This is a genomic window from Flavobacterium sp. DG2-3, assembly GCF_030730925.1.
Lineage (GTDB): Bacteria > Bacteroidota > Bacteroidia > Flavobacteriales > Flavobacteriaceae > Flavobacterium.
In genome coordinates this window covers 269,744-282,796 of the sequence record NZ_JAVAMB010000004.1, presented here as the reverse complement: position 1 = coordinate 282,796, position 13,053 = coordinate 269,744, and the positions used below count along the sequence as shown (strand labels likewise).

The window sequence follows — 13,053 nt, the reverse complement described above, 5'->3', positions numbered from 1 at the left end:
GACTATTTTGCTTTTTGATAATACAGTTTATTAACCAGTTCTTTCAGTTTGGTCTTAGCGGCATTCAATTGTGATTTTGAGGTGCCTTCAGAAATCTTCAGCATTTCGGCTATTTCTTTATGAGAGTAACCTTCAATAACAAAAAGGTTAAAAATAGTTTTACAGCCGTCTGGAATATGGTTTAATAAATTAAGTAAATCTTCTTCTTCCAATGTATTTAATTCGTCGACAGAAGGCTGAGAAATCAGCTTTACGTCGTCGAGATACATATTAAAGTTGGTTGCTTTTCTAATTGACGCCAAACAATGATTTACAGTTATTCTTCGAGCCCAAGCTTCAAAAGCATAAGCCTCTTTTAACTGATCTAGTTTGGTGAAAATAGTAAAGAAAGCATCGGCTAAGGCTTCTTCAATTTCTTCTTCCTTTTTTAAATATCTTTTGCAAAGGCGGTACAACTTAGGCGCCATGTATTCGTACACCTCGCGCTGGGCATCGCGGTGCATTTTTTTACAGTTTGCTATTTGAGTCTCGTTTATCACAATTGTTGTCTTTCTTATATAGAGAGATAAAAAGATAAAAAGGTTGGGACAGGGGTGAAAAAAATATTAAAATATTTTTTTTAAGGTTCAAAGATACAGAGATACAAAGGTTTATAGGTTTTATGTTGAGACGCTTTGCAGTGCGTCTCACTTAATATTTTGCAATCTTGTAGCATTTTTTGGAAAAAAATATTTTAATAAGATGCTATCGTATAAACTTTACCTCCTTCTAAAACAAATTCTTCTAAAGAACGCTCTTTCATTTCTTCTAATTTTTCATTGCAATGCGGACAATTTTTAACCAATTTATTATTTGAATCTTTTTCATTCTTTAGGAAAACCAAATTATCTCGATTTACTAAAAGTTTCAAACGGTCGCTAACTTCATTTCGAGCAATAACAGCGTAATTTTGAAATTCGTGTTTCGTTAATGAAGTGACAAATAATTCATTTTCTAAAGGATTATATACTCCAATAATTCCGAGAAAATTCATTGCCCAGCTATTGCCTGCTATATTAAATGAGGAAGTTGTTAAAGAACATTTATGACATTTGAGGTCAATAACTTTTCCTTCTGAGATATTTTCTTCTTTAAAATAGAATTGCATTTAGTTAGGGTATTTTTTTAGAATGGTTAGAAAATCTTGCTCGAATTCTATATCTGTGCCTTGATCAGGAATTCGGAAACTTTTCACTTCAGGCAATATGCCAATTAATAAAGAATTAAAATCAGATGCTTCTAAAATTAAGTCATAGGGAGGTGCCATCATCGTTACAAATTGCATGTCATTTTTTACAGTCGAAAATTCATCCAGAAAAGTACTGATTTTTTCTTTGTCTTCTAAATTCAGTATAATTTCTGGATTGCTTTTGCCCCGTTTAGTAATTGTTAATTTCGAGATCGCACCAATCTGGATTAGATTATTGCATTCTAAAAAATCAGCTAATTTCATTTTTGGTTTATTTTTTTAGAATTACATCTTTAGTTATTATTCTCCTAAACAAACGTCATTATAAAATTCGACAATTTCTTTAATATCTTCAAAAATCCATTTATCGCCTTTTAATTTTTTGACTATAAAATCGCAGTCAGCAAAAACTTTAGAAGTGTTTTTTCGCCATGCATTTATGATACCACAGTTTAAACACGTTGGATATTTGTCATTTTGTTTTTTGACATAATAAAAAACAGAAGGGTCTGGTGAATGCCCATAAGGATAAGAAGACTGTAACCCCATATCGGAACTTACTTGAGATTTAAAGTCAGGATTTAAATTTGTGCCTCCAGAACTGGTTGGACGGTCGTCGTAAGGATTATAAATGTTATCAATAAGACTAAAATCTGATCCAATTTTTTTATATAAAGTAGCTTCTCCTTTGGTAATAACTTCTACCAATTTAGGTTTGTCCAAAGAATTTAATTTTACATATTCGAAAGTTCTTGAAAAGCCAAAATCAATAAATGTAATTTTTTTTACGAATTTCTCATCCCAAGTATCGGGTTTGTCTTCGAGAGCAACTTTAAATTTTATTTTATTGAATTTAAGATAAGCGTATCCTTCAATAGAATCTCCGTCTTTAAAGTAAATTACCGCCTGCTGTTTTTGAGAATAAATTTTAAGGCTGATAAAAAATAGGATAATTAAAGTTTTATAGAGTTGTTTCATTAATTTGACTTGAATAAATTCGAATTACTTTTGGGTAGTTTTATACCATTTTTCTATTGTTTTAATAGACTCTTTGTCCGTTTTTGGGTAGCTATTTAATCCTAGATTTATTTTTGTTTTATTAATATATGAATTTAAAAAAAGGATAGCAAAGCCACCAACTTCAGCATTTTCTGTTGAAAGATGAGAAGAAAGTATATTCATGTATCCGCAACATTTTTTCTTAGAATGCATTATAGATATTAAGTATTCTACATCCTTTGGCTTTACCCAATTATCTGGAAAATCGCCACTCATTGTTACACTATTTATCGCAGTTTTATCATATCTCTTTTTAAGAATTGTAATAAAAGATTTTGGATTTAAATCTTTTACATATAAGGGCTTATAATATTCGTTCTCCGTTTTCTTTGCTTTAGATGAATAGAAAAAATAACCGCCAGTTAAAATTGTAAAAATTATTAGCAATAAAATAATTGAATTTTTCATATTCTAGATTACTTAAATGGCAATGTTTTTTGCCACAAATTACACAAATTTTCACAAATTTTTATTTGACACAGATTAAACGATTTCTTTAAATAATTTATCGAGTTCAAAAAAATATTCTCGCAGATTTTGGAGATTTAGCAGATAATAAAAAATCTGTCTGATCTGCGAAATCTGCGAGAGTAAAAATCTTTGTGCATCTCTGTGTTTATTCTTTGAATCTCTGCGAAACCCCAAAAATTGGAATTTGGAATTTTTTTATTGGAATTTTATTTAACCGGCAAAGTCAATTTATAAATCTTAGTTTCTAAAAGATCTGTATCATTGTCTTCACAAAGCAAAAACTCAATTTTATTGTTTTCTTTTTTGAATAAAGTCAGACCTTCAAATTTATTAGTTGAGGTAATTTTTTGAGTGAAATCTATTTTCATGGTTTTTACATCAATTCTTCCGATGAAACTTCCTAAGATTTCGCCATCGTCGTAAGTCGATTTAGTGTCTTCTGCAGTTGAAAGAAAATAAATTTTATCGTCGACTAAAACGGCATCGGTAAAACTAGAGCGAACGCCTTTTATTTTTGGAAGTTTATAATTAACAGAAATCAGTGCAAATTCTTCTCCGAGATTTTTAGCGTGAATCGTAAAAATCGTGTTTTTATTAGAAATACCATTTCCGCGATTGAATAAATACCAGTTTTCGCCATCAAAAATAGCACCTTCCAGATTAAAATCTTCGGGTTTTATTTCTCCAAAATTCTGCATTACAGCATACAGATCGACTAAGTTATTTTTTTGTAAAACCGTTTTAGATTTAATATCAAACTCAATCATTTTGTTTCGGTTTTCGGTAGAACCCGAACCAAAGACATAAAGTGTGTCATTATGATGTGTTAAAGATTCGAAATCAGGTTTCAGGTTTTTCGGAATGTTTGCAGTTGGATTATCAATTAAAGCATGCTGATTCAATTGTTTACTCTGCATATTGTATTCGTACAAGAATCCGCTGTTGTCGCCAATTACGTAAAGTGCGTCATTGTTGTAAAATAATCCCGATGCTGAACCGATTCCGATAATTTGAAATAATATTTCTAATGTAAATTTTTCCATGAATGTTGTTTTGAAAAGTATTGCAATGAATAGCAGTCCCGATAGCAATCGGGATTCGTAAAATTACTATATTTATAAGACAAAAAATGAAAAAGATATGAAATCAATAGACCCGAAAGATTTTAAAGTTGTTGAAAAAATTAAATTGAAAGATATTCCAACTTTACTGAACATAGATGCTGATGATGAAGAAAAGGAAGAAAAACTGGATAAAGTTCAAGCCAAATTAAGCGATTTGCAAGATGTCATGTATGCTCACAATAAATACAGCGTTTTGATTTGTCTGCAGGGAATGGATACTTCGGGAAAAGATAGTTTGATTCGAGAAGTTTTTAAAGAATTTAATCCGCGTGGGGTGGTGGTGCATAGTTTTAAAACACCAAATTCAACAGAATTGGAACATGATTATTTGTGGCGACACTATATTGCGCTTCCAGAAAAAGGAAAATTTGGCATTTTTAACAGAACGCATTATGAAAATGTTCTCGTAACACGCGTGCATCCTGAATATATTTTGGCAGAAAATTTACCAGACATCAATTCTGTAGATGACATTACGCCAGAATTTTGGCAAAACAGAATTGAGCAGATTAACAATTTTGAAAAACATATTTGCCGAAACGGAACAATTGTCATGAAGTTTTATCTCCATTTGAGCAAAGAAGAACAGCGTCAGCGTTTATTGCGACGTCTGGAAGAGGAAAAACACAATTGGAAGTTTTCGCCTGGAGATTTGAAAGAGCGAGGTTATTGGGATGATTACATGAAATATTACGAAGAAGCGATCAACAGCACTTCGACACCACATGCGCCTTGGTATATTGTTCCTGCCGATGATAAAGAGATGTCGCGTTATATTGTGGCTAAAATTATTTGGGAAGAAATGAAAAAGCATACCGATATTAAAGAGCCAGAATTGGACGAAAAAACCGCAATACATATCGAATTGTATAAAAAGGAATTGGGAGAGAGTAATTGAGATAATTTGGCAATTAGATAATTTATTCCTTTTTGTAAAAATGAATTTTAAATTCTAAAATCGGTGGATAGTTAAACCTGACAGGTTTTTAAAATATGTCAGGTTTCTAATCGAGAATTGGCACTCTATAATCTAAAATCTAAAATTAAAAAACCCGACAGACTCCTCAGACTGTCGGGTTTTTACCAAAAACAAAATAATAAATTAAACCTATTTTTTATAGTTTAAAACCATAAGCAACACGCAATGCTACTTGATTGGTTCTAAAGTCATGATAATCTTCGTAACGAACACTTAGATCGATGTACTTGTTGGCATATCCAATACCTGGTGCCCATAAAAAAGTGGTTTGGTTGTAACCGTTTGTTACTGCAAAACCAGCTCCAAGTTCACCTAAAACATAAAATTGATCTTTTAAAACAAAAGCTTTAAAACCCGCTTTGGCCGGAATAAATCCAAGATCTTTTATGTCATTTCCAAGGTCATCTTTCCCCATAAATAAATTTGTAAATCCCGTTGTTAAGGTTAATGATGTTTTTTTAGAAAGATCGTACTGTAAACGTACATCTCCACCCAAAGACCAGTCATAATCGTTGTCGGTTGGAATTCCTCCATTTACTCCGAAACCTAATCTAAAACCCTGATCGTAATTTGTCGCTTCTGTTTCTTGAGCGAAAGTCGTGTTGGCAAATAAAATTGTGAACGCAGCTAGGCATAACATCTGTAATTTTTTCATGGCTTATATTTTTGAAATTTCTATGATGTAAAATTATAGGGAAGGCGTTTGGTGTTTGTTATACAATTTTTAAAAATCGTTACATAATATTGAGTTCGTCTTATTTTTGTCTTAAAATCGGGATATATTTTTATTGATAGGATAGAATTCGAAGCTTCTGACTATCTTTGCCGACTAAAATAGAATACAAGTGAATTTAAAGCAGTACACCAAAGAGTTTTCGTATAATTTAAGACTGGCATATCCTGTTATTTTAGGTATGGTCGGCCATACATTAATTGGTATTGTCGATAACATAATGGTTGGTAAAATCGGAAGCACGGAGTTGGCGGCAGTTTCACTTGGCAACAGTATGATTTTTATAGCAATGTCTTTAGGGATCGGGTTTTCTACAGCGATTACGCCAATTGTTGCCGAAGGAGATGCAGAGAAAAATGATACTAAAATTCGATCTGCTTTTCATCACGGTTTATTTTTATGCACTATTTTAGGCTTGGTGCTTTTTACCGTAATCATGTTTGCCAAACCGATTATGGAATTGCTAAACCAACCGGCAGATGTTATTGTGCTTGCAAAACCTTATTTAGGATGGGTTGCTTTTTCTTTGATTCCGTTAGTAATGTATCAAGGGTATAAGCAATTTGCAGACGGAATGTCGCTAACTAAATATTCGATGTACGCAATGGTCATGGCAAACGTACTTCACGTGGCTATAAACTATGTTTTAATTTACGGAATTTGGATTTTTCCAGAAATGGGAATTATCGGAGCCGCATTGGGAACCGTAATTTCGAGAATATTTTTGGTCATGTTTATGCATATCATGCTTTCGCGAAGAGAAGATTTAAAACGCTTTTTTAAAGGTTTTAGCTTTAACGAAATTAAAAAAGCTACCATAAAAAAGATTATCAGCATCGGATTTCCTTCTGCCATGCAGATGCTTTTTGAAGTCGTATTGTTTACCGCTTCGATCTGGCTTTGCGGAAATATTGGCAAAACAAGTCAAGCGGCAAACCAGATTGCTTTGAGTTTGGCATCGCTTACTTTTATGTTTGCAATGGGATTAAGCGTGACTTCTATGATTCGTGTCAGCAACCAAAGAGGTTTGATGGATTATAAAAAACTAATTGTTGTAGCGCGTTCTATCTTTTTGCTTGCTATAATTTTAGAAACCGTTTTTGCTATTTTCTTTATCGTTTTCCACGAATACCTTCCTAATATTTTCTTGAACATGGAAAATACTGGACAGATTTTAGATAATGAAGAAGTAATTGGCATTGCCTCAAAACTGCTTTTAATTGCGGCAGTTTTCCAGATTTCTGACGGAGTTCAGGTTGTGGTTTTAGGAGCGCTCCGCGGATTACAGGATGTAAAAGTGCCAATGTACATTACTTTTGTAGCCTATTGGGTTATTGGTTTTCCGATTTCGTATTATTTAGGAGAACACACCGAATTGAAAGCGCAGGGCGTTTGGATCGGACTTTTGGCGGGTTTAACCGCAGCGGCGATTTCATTGTACATCCGCTTTCATTATTTAACTAAAAAATTAATTAATAATCCAGTTTCAAATAGCTAAATTTGAAATATTTAAAACAAAAATAAACATGGAATTACCTAAATTTTTACTTGGAGATAATACTGATTTTCCAGATGATATTTTTATCATTCACCTAGACTATCCAAGATTTATTATCAATTTGAAAGATGATGAGGTTGAGTTTTTAGAAGAAGCAGAAGATCTTGACGAAGCAGAATTAAACGCCGAAATGGAAGGTTTGATTGAAAAAGCAAATGAGTTTTATGACAGAGAAATCAACCGTTACGAAGAGTAATCTGTTTTTCTGATTTTACGTTCTTATACTATTTTAATGAAAAAATTACGTTTTTTAAAACCGGTTTTTAGTTTTATTGCAATCGGATTGTTGATTACAACTCTGAGCCGGATATTTTTATTTTTTCTTTTTAAAGAAAGAGTAGTGCAGACGCCAGATTTCTGGTATATTTTTCCGATCGGTCTTCGAATGGATTTGATATTACTTTGTTATTTGTCGTTTCTTCCAGCATTACTGATTACTTTTCTGCCGAATAAGTGGATAAAATTTACCAACAAATTTTTGGTAATTTATAGTTTTCTGTTTCTGTTTCTAATTCTTTTTGTAGAATTGGCTTCGCCAGATTTTGTGAAACAATACGATACTCGCCCGAACAAGATTTTCTTAGATTATCTAATTTATCCAAAAGAAGTAGTCGGAATGCTTGTAAAAAGTTATCTGACTTCTATCATTGTGACTTTCCTTATTTTGGGAGTGGTACTTTATTTTGCTTTCAAAAAGGGAAAACAATTATTCTATACCACAAGTGCAGATTATAAATTCAAATTAATGGTTTTTCCATTAGTGGCTTTTTTATTGTTTTTTGGAGCGCGCTCGAGCTTGACTTCAAAACGACCAATTAATGCCAGCAATGCTGTTTTTTCTACAGATCAGTTAACCAATACTTTGGGATTAAATTCATTTTATACGGTTGCCTTTGCGGCTTATTCGATCAAAAATGAAGGGAATACTAAAATGTATGGTAAAATGGATGAAGCCGAAGCGATTGCTCGTGTAAAGAAATACATGGTTGCAGGTCCAAACGATTTTACCGATGCTGAAATTCCGTTTTTGCATGTGCAGCAACCAGATTCTGCTAAAGCGAAACCGTATAATCTGGTTATCTTTTTGCAAGAAAGTTTAGGTGCAGAATATGTTGGAATTTTAGGCGGTAAACCCTTAACGCCAGAATTTGACAAATTGTCTAAAGAAGGAACTTTGTTTACCAATTTATATTGCACAGGAACTAGAAGCGTCCGCGGAATTGAAGCTGTCGTAACAGGATTTTTGCCTTCGCCATCAGAAAGTGTTGTAAAGCTTGGAAACTCGCAACAAGGATTTTTTACTTTAGCGGAAGCATTAAAACAAAAAGGTTACGAAACCAGTTTCATTTATGGCGGAATGGCAAATTTTGACAATATGGCTTCTTTCTTCAACGGAAATGGTTTCAGTGATATTGTAGATCAGGAAGATTTTGAATCGGATGGAAATAAATATGCCTTTAAAGGAACTTGGGGCTATTCTGATGAAGATTTAGTAACCAAAGCCAATCAGTATTTTAAATCGAAAGGAGACAAGCCATTTTTCTCTTTAATGTTTTCGACTTCAAATCATGAACCTTTTGAATATCCGGCAGGAAGAATAAAGCCTTACGATAAAAAGCCTGCGACGGTAAATAACGCCATGAAATATGCCGATTTCTCGATTGGGAAATTCTTCGAAATGGCTAAAAAAGAGGCTTATTTCAAAAACACAATTTTCATCGTTATCGCAGATCATAATACGAGAACGTACGGTAAGAATTTAGTTCCAATAAATAAATTCCATATTCCAGCATTTATTATGGGGCCAGGAGTTGCAAAAGGAGCTGTTTACAATCGTTTAGCAAGTCAGATTGATATTCCGCCAACATTATTGGGGTATTTAGGAATTCCGTTTGAAACGCCAATGGTAGGACGAAATTTAACGAAATTAGATCCGAAAGTAAAAGGAAGATCTATCATGCAGTTTAATGACATCAATGCTTTTAGAGTAGAAAACCAAGTTGTTATCATGCAACCGAATTTGAAACCGCTTCAATTCGAAATTAAAAACGATACAACTCTTGTTCCAGTAAAATTAAATGAAGATTTTGCAAAAGACGCTTTAGCACACGTCATTACCGCTGGAAATCTTTACAAGGAAAGCAAGTATAAGTTGAGGAAAAAATGAGTTTTTTAAACCATATAAGTAATGTAAGAAAATTAAGCCATAGTGCTAAATGGACCTATGACACTTATATGGTTTGTTTTTTTTAAGAAAATCAAAAAAAATGATCATATGAGGGATTGAGAAAATTAAAGTCATAGTAATTAAATGAACTTATATTACTTATATGGTTTAATTTTTTTACGGAAATACAACTGTAATAAATTCTGGGCAGCTGCAAATGATGAAATTTCATTGTTTTGCACTGCTTTTTTGCTTTCTTCTAATAGTGAAATAATTTCGGGTTGATTGTAGAAATTTTGCTTCAATTGCTCGTTGATGGTTTCCATCATCCAGAAATGGTTTTGTTCATTTCTTTTTTCTTCGAAAAAGCCGCTTTCTTTTGTCAATTCAAAATAATCTGAAATAGTATTCCAAACTTCAGGAATTCCGTCTTTTGTTAGCGAACTGCAAGTGGTAACTTTGGGTTGCCAATTTGATTTTTTTGGAGGAAATAAATGCAGCGCCCGATTAAATTCCACTTTCGCCTGATTGGCCTTTTTTATATTGTCGCCGTCTGCTTTATTGATTACGATGGCATCAGCCATTTCCATAATACCGCGTTTAATGCCTTGAAGTTCATCGCCAGCACCAGAAATTTTTAACAGCAGAAAGAAATCGACCATACTGTGAACTGCGGTTTCACTTTGTCCAACGCCAACCGTTTCGATAATAATAGTGTCAAAACCTGCGGCCTCGCAAAGAATAATCGTTTCTCGGGTTTTGCGTGCGACACCGCCCAGAGTTTTGCCAGAAGCACTTGGTCTAATAAAAGCATTTTCATCTTTAACCAATTCTTCCATTCGAGTTTTGTCACCCAGAATACTTCCATGCGAAAGTGAACTGCTCGGATCAACTGCCAAAACTGCTACTTTTTTTCCTAATTGTGTCAGATGTTTTCCAAAAGCTTCAATAAAAGTACTTTTTCCAACGCCAGGAACACCCGTGATTCCAATTCGAATCGATTTATTGGCATGAGATAAACAGCCTTGAACAACTTCGCTGGCTTTTTCAAAATGATCTGGATTAGTGCTTTCAATTAAAGTAATAGCACGGCTTAAAGAAGTTCTGTTTCCTTGTACAATGCCATCAATTAATTCTTGAGAGGTGGGTTGCTGTCTGCGTCTGTTTTTAATTTCATTAATAGCCGAAATATTGGTGATTTCAGGAGGCGAAATTCCAGCTTTTTCATTTAAAGCACTCGATTGTTTTCTTAAATCAGACACAGCATTTTTTTCTCTTGTAAAAGTAAAGAAAACAAAAACAGTTTCAAAAAGTTAGTTTGCCACGAATTACACGAATTGCCACTAATTTGTTATGTTCAAAATGAGGAGAAAAATAAGTTAGCCACGAATTGCACAAATTTTCACAAATTTTATATTCAAAATCAGCAGAAGAATAATTTGTGGAAATTTGTGTAATTTGTGGCTAAAAAAAACTTAGAACCTTAGCGTCTTAGTACCTTAGTAGCTTAGAAAAAATTAATAACCAGCAGTAAAACGAACTTGATGATGTTTTGGAGTTTCAACTTCGTCAGCAATAACAACCGCTAAATCTTCTACAGAAAGAATACTTCTTTGTTCATCGTTGAAAACAGGATTTTCTAACCCTAAACGGTATTTTCCAGTTCTACCTGTTTTAGTCCCGGCATGCATTTCGAAAGCAGGACTAAAGAATGCCCAATCCAAATCTTTTTCTTCTTTAATAATATTTAAATAATGTCTTGCGGCATTGGCACCTGGGAAAATTTCTTTTGGAAAATCTGGAGTATCAACCGCTTGCAAATCTGGAGCAACATACAAACTTCCTGCACCACCGATAGTGATAAAACGTTTTACACCCGATTTTTTAACCGCTTCTTGAATAGCTTTAGAACCTGCTAAAAAGTCATCATAAATATTTGGGTTAGTCCATCCTGGGTTATAAGCATTAATAACAGCATCATGATCTTTTAAGATTTCTGCCAAAGCATCGACATTAAAAATATCTGCGGCAATCCAAGTTGCATTTGCTGTATCTTTTGGAGTTCTTGCAATAGCAGTAATTTCATGTTTTCTGTCTGCTAATTCGTTTAAAATTGCTGAGCCTACAAATCCTGTAGCTCCAATAAGTGCGATTTTCATAATATATAAATTTATTTAGTAATAAAAAATGTTACAGTTTAAGATAAAAAAATAGTTTTAAAATTGATTCGAAAAATCTTCCAATGAAATGCCTTCCAGTTGTGCACTCACTTTTTGATTCATTTCGCTGTATAAATTCTCCAAATGCTGATTAATATTTTTTCCAACAGGGCAATCAGGATTCGGCTGATTTTTAGCAAAACCTAAACCAATGGTTTCAAAGGTCATTTCGAATATTTGTTTTAAAGTCAGTTCAGCAGCGTTTACCGCCAATTTTGTACCGCCATTTTTTCCTTCTTTACTTTCTACAATATGATGTGCTTTTAAATTGGCAATTTCTTTTCGAACCAAAACAGGATTCAGATTGATACTTCCCGCAATAAACTCCGATGACAAATAATCATTTGGGAATTTATGCAGTAGAGTAAGAATGTGAATCGTTATGGCAAATTTACCTGAAATCATACTGTAATAAAATATGTTACAAATTTACATCTTTTTGTAACACAAAATACTAATTTAACTAAAAATTAATTCTTTACCTCAAAATTTAAATACTTATTTTTGTGTTGATCTTATAATATGAACAACTTTCTTTTAATATTTTTCTTTCTTACGCTAGGTTTGGTTTTACAGCACGTAAAACAATTTCCTACTCATATTTATAAGACACTCAATAAAATCGTTATTTATTTCTGCCTTCCTGCGATAACTTTATATCATATTCCGAAAATAAAATGGAGCAGTGAATTGCTGTTTCCGATAGGAGCGGGGTGGATTACTTATATTCTGGCTTTTATATTTTTTCATTTTTTAGGAAGAAGAAATGGATGGTCCAACAAATTAATCGGATGTCTGATTCTGACGGCTGGTTTAAGCAATAGTTCTTTTCTTGGTTATCCTATTATTGAGGCTTTGTTTGGAAAGAAAGGTTTAGAAACCGCTGTTTTGGTCGATCAGCCGGGAACTTTTGTGGTGGTTTCGACACTTGGCGTTTTTACTGCCGCTTTTTATTCTAAAGGAAGTCCGAATGGTTGGGGAATTTTGAAGAAAGTTATTTTGTTTCCGCCATTCCTCATGTTTGTTTTGGCTTGTCTGATGAATATTTTCGATTATAATTTGAATGAAAATCTGCAATCTCTATTGCTAAAAATCGGAAGTTTGGTAACTCCGTTGGCATTGCTTTCCGTTGGTTTGCAATTGACATTTGATCGAAAAAGTCAGCATTGGAAATTTCTACGTCTTGGACTTTTCTTTAAATTGCTTTTAGTTCCCTTTGTAATCTTTGTATTGTATATAGTTATTTTTAACCAGCATTCTGAAGTTATAAAAATTACGATAATGGAAACCGCTATGGCACCAATGATCACAGGTGCAATCTTAGCCTCAACTTACGGGTTAAAACCAAAATTGAGCAGTATGATGATTGGTTTCGGTATTCCGATTTCTTTTATAACATTGGCTTTCTGGTATTTTGTTTTACATTTTATCTGATTTAGAATCCGAAGGATTCAAATGTTTATAGAATTTTATGCTGACTTTGAGTATGACCCCTACGGGGTCAAATATCTGTGG

General features: G+C 33.2%; 15 protein-coding genes. 5 read left to right on the top strand and 10 right to left on the bottom strand.

All coding sequences use genetic code 11. The features are described 5' to 3' along the window. Positions 1-2: 2 nt before the first annotated feature. The 6 genes from Q9Q97_RS08700 to Q9Q97_RS08675 all read right to left on the bottom strand — a co-directional run bounded on the left by Q9Q97_RS08700 (position 3) and on the right by Q9Q97_RS08675 (position 3,801). On the bottom strand, positions 3-503 hold the full coding sequence (locus Q9Q97_RS08700) for an RNA polymerase sigma factor (RefSeq protein ID WP_306156206.1): 501 nt from the start codon (positions 501-503) through the stop codon (positions 3-5). A gap of 230 nt (positions 504-733) precedes the next feature. After that, positions 734-1,147 carry a hypothetical protein gene (locus tag Q9Q97_RS08695; RefSeq protein ID WP_306156205.1) on the bottom strand — a complete coding sequence of 138 codons (414 nt, stop codon included), beginning with the start codon at positions 1,145-1,147 and terminating at the stop codon, positions 734-736. Further along, complete coding sequence (locus Q9Q97_RS08690; protein WP_306156204.1) at positions 1,148-1,492, bottom strand: hypothetical protein; 345 nt, start codon at positions 1,490-1,492, stop codon at positions 1,148-1,150. It lies immediately after the preceding gene. A 36-nt stretch (positions 1,493-1,528) separates the two neighbouring features. After that, positions 1,529-2,206 (bottom strand): hypothetical protein, encoded by a 678-nt coding sequence (locus Q9Q97_RS08685; RefSeq protein ID WP_306156203.1) that lies wholly within the window; start codon positions 2,204-2,206, stop codon positions 1,529-1,531. Positions 2,207-2,230: 24 nt separating this feature from the next. Continuing rightward, positions 2,231-2,695 (bottom strand): hypothetical protein, encoded by a 465-nt coding sequence (locus Q9Q97_RS08680; RefSeq protein ID WP_306156202.1) that lies wholly within the window; start codon positions 2,693-2,695, stop codon positions 2,231-2,233. A 269-nt stretch (positions 2,696-2,964) separates the two neighbouring features. Then, the gene (locus tag Q9Q97_RS08675; protein ID WP_306156201.1) at positions 2,965-3,801 is read right to left on the bottom strand and encodes a hypothetical protein; all 837 of its coding nucleotides are present in this window, start codon (positions 3,799-3,801) and stop codon (positions 2,965-2,967) included. A gap of 97 nt (positions 3,802-3,898) precedes the next feature. Between Q9Q97_RS08675 and Q9Q97_RS08670 the strand changes: the two genes are divergently transcribed. After that, the gene (locus tag Q9Q97_RS08670) at positions 3,899-4,780 is read left to right on the top strand and encodes a PPK2 family polyphosphate kinase (RefSeq protein WP_306156200.1); all 882 of its coding nucleotides are present in this window, start codon (positions 3,899-3,901) and stop codon (positions 4,778-4,780) included. Between the two features lie 217 nt (positions 4,781-4,997). On the opposite strand, the gene Q9Q97_RS08665 is transcribed toward Q9Q97_RS08670, so the two are convergent. After that, on the bottom strand, positions 4,998-5,516 hold the full coding sequence (locus Q9Q97_RS08665) for a hypothetical protein (protein ID WP_306156199.1): 519 nt from the start codon (positions 5,514-5,516) through the stop codon (positions 4,998-5,000). 190 nt (positions 5,517-5,706) lie between these two features. Between Q9Q97_RS08665 and Q9Q97_RS08660 the strand changes: the two genes are divergently transcribed. The 3 genes from Q9Q97_RS08660 to Q9Q97_RS08650 are packed head-to-tail and all read left to right on the top strand — an operon-like array spanning position 5,707 to position 9,319. Beyond that, positions 5,707-7,092 (top strand): MATE family efflux transporter, encoded by a 1,386-nt coding sequence (locus Q9Q97_RS08660; RefSeq protein ID WP_306156198.1) that lies wholly within the window; start codon positions 5,707-5,709, stop codon positions 7,090-7,092. Positions 7,093-7,120: 28 nt separating this feature from the next. Further along, positions 7,121-7,348, top strand: a complete 228-nt coding sequence (locus tag Q9Q97_RS08655; RefSeq protein ID WP_072973177.1) for a hypothetical protein — start codon at positions 7,121-7,123, stop codon at positions 7,346-7,348. A gap of 36 nt (positions 7,349-7,384) precedes the next feature. Continuing rightward, the gene (locus Q9Q97_RS08650) at positions 7,385-9,319 is read left to right on the top strand and encodes an LTA synthase family protein (protein WP_306156197.1); all 1,935 of its coding nucleotides are present in this window, start codon (positions 7,385-7,387) and stop codon (positions 9,317-9,319) included. A gap of 155 nt (positions 9,320-9,474) precedes the next feature. Here the strand turns inward: Q9Q97_RS08650 and meaB are convergent, their stop codons facing one another. The 3 genes from meaB to Q9Q97_RS08635 form a co-directional block, all read right to left on the bottom strand. Then, entirely contained in the window at positions 9,475-10,581 is a 1,107-nt protein-coding gene (gene meaB / locus Q9Q97_RS08645; protein ID WP_306156196.1) for a methylmalonyl Co-A mutase-associated GTPase MeaB, read from the bottom strand. Positions 10,582-10,836: 255 nt separating this feature from the next. Next, positions 10,837-11,478 carry an NAD(P)-dependent oxidoreductase gene (locus Q9Q97_RS08640; RefSeq protein ID WP_306156195.1) on the bottom strand — a complete coding sequence of 214 codons (642 nt, stop codon included), beginning with the start codon at positions 11,476-11,478 and terminating at the stop codon, positions 10,837-10,839. 57 nt (positions 11,479-11,535) lie between these two features. Then, positions 11,536-11,943 carry an Rrf2 family transcriptional regulator gene (locus Q9Q97_RS08635; protein WP_113679775.1) on the bottom strand — a complete coding sequence of 136 codons (408 nt, stop codon included), beginning with the start codon at positions 11,941-11,943 and terminating at the stop codon, positions 11,536-11,538. Positions 11,944-12,060: 117 nt separating this feature from the next. Between Q9Q97_RS08635 and Q9Q97_RS08630 the strand changes: the two genes are divergently transcribed. Beyond that, entirely contained in the window at positions 12,061-12,972 is a 912-nt protein-coding gene (locus Q9Q97_RS08630) for an AEC family transporter (protein ID WP_306156194.1), read from the top strand. The last annotated feature ends 81 nt before the right edge of the window (positions 12,973-13,053 follow it).

Bases quoted from the DNA above. Each gene is read 5' to 3' on its own strand.
- Q9Q97_RS08700 (WP_306156206.1), bottom strand. From the start codon at position 503: ATGCACCGCGATGCCCAGCGCGAGGTGTACGAATACATGGCGCCTAAG.
- Q9Q97_RS08695 (WP_306156205.1), bottom strand. From the start codon at position 1,147: ATGCAATTCTATTTTAAAGAAGAAAATATCTCAGAAGGAAAAGTTATT.
- Q9Q97_RS08690 (WP_306156204.1), bottom strand. From the start codon at position 1,492: ATGAAATTAGCTGATTTTTTAGAATGCAATAATCTAATCCAGATTGGT.
- Q9Q97_RS08685 (WP_306156203.1), bottom strand. From the start codon at position 2,206: ATGAAACAACTCTATAAAACTTTAATTATCCTATTTTTTATCAGCCTT.
- Q9Q97_RS08680 (WP_306156202.1), bottom strand. From the start codon at position 2,695: ATGAAAAATTCAATTATTTTATTGCTAATAATTTTTACAATTTTAACT.
- Q9Q97_RS08675 (WP_306156201.1), bottom strand. From the start codon at position 3,801: ATGGAAAAATTTACATTAGAAATATTATTTCAAATTATCGGAATCGGT.
- Q9Q97_RS08670 (WP_306156200.1), top strand. From the start codon at position 3,899: ATGAAATCAATAGACCCGAAAGATTTTAAAGTTGTTGAAAAAATTAAA.
- Q9Q97_RS08665 (WP_306156199.1), bottom strand. From the start codon at position 5,516: ATGAAAAAATTACAGATGTTATGCCTAGCTGCGTTCACAATTTTATTT.
- Q9Q97_RS08655 (WP_072973177.1), top strand. From the start codon at position 7,121: ATGGAATTACCTAAATTTTTACTTGGAGATAATACTGATTTTCCAGAT.
- Q9Q97_RS08650 (WP_306156197.1), top strand. From the start codon at position 7,385: ATGAAAAAATTACGTTTTTTAAAACCGGTTTTTAGTTTTATTGCAATC.
- Q9Q97_RS08640 (WP_306156195.1), bottom strand. From the start codon at position 11,478: ATGAAAATCGCACTTATTGGAGCTACAGGATTTGTAGGCTCAGCAATT.
- Q9Q97_RS08635 (WP_113679775.1), bottom strand. From the start codon at position 11,943: ATGATTTCAGGTAAATTTGCCATAACGATTCACATTCTTACTCTACTG.
- Q9Q97_RS08630 (WP_306156194.1), top strand. From the start codon at position 12,061: ATGAACAACTTTCTTTTAATATTTTTCTTTCTTACGCTAGGTTTGGTT.